Raw genomic sequence first — 754 nt, forward strand, 5'->3', positions numbered from 1 at the left:
TCCCAATTGATGTCCGGTTCCTGCAAAAACAAGCCCGGTACCGTCGATGGCAAACCGCAACAGACCTGGACCAAAGTCCAGTACGTCTGGAAGCTCGAGTAAGCAATCAGGCAAGAGCAGACCCCGTTGTTTGGTCAGTCTGCTCTACCCAGGCAAGACAGAGTAAAAACAAAAGCACTACGCATTACACAGACGTAACAGATAAACCAAGTTTCACATAAAAACAGCAGTAAGCACTACCAACCTTATTTTGTTAAAAGGAAGCACCTCAATGAAAACCCGTTTCTCCGCATTCCTGGCTGCCACCCTCCTGGCCCTGACAGCCGCTGTTGCCGTCGCACCTGTATCCGCACAGGAATCCGCCTCCGCTGCTGCTTCTGCACCAGCTGCCGCCCCTGCCGCTGACGCCGCTGCTGCGCCAGCACCTGCAGCGGATGCTGCCCCTGCACCTGCTGCAGCCCCAGCCAAAGAAATGGTTGACAATCCATACGGTCTCGACGCACTCTGGAAAACAGGTGACTTCGTGGCCAAAGGCACACTGATCATCATGGTCATCATGTCCATGGGCAGCTGGTACATCCTCATCACCAAAATCATCGACCAGGTCAAACTGTCTGGCCAGGCAACTGAAGCCCGCGCCAAATTCTGGAAAGCCTCCTCCGTGCAAGCCGGTGCGTCTTCCCTGAAAGAAGGCAGCCCATTCCGCTTCATCGCTGACTCTGGCATCAAAGCCACAGAACACCATGAAGGCGCA

The 754-nt window shown here is 54.6% G+C and carries 1 pseudogene; it reads left to right on the forward strand.

The features are described 5' to 3' along the window. Positions 1-271: 271 nt before the first annotated feature. Positions 272-754 (forward strand): annotated as a pseudogene (locus tag ACO0K9_RS27990) (MotA/TolQ/ExbB proton channel family protein); the annotation flags it as partial.

This window comes from Undibacterium sp. Ji50W (genome assembly GCF_049340445.1).
Taxonomy (GTDB): Bacteria; Pseudomonadota; Gammaproteobacteria; order Burkholderiales; family Burkholderiaceae_D; genus Undibacterium.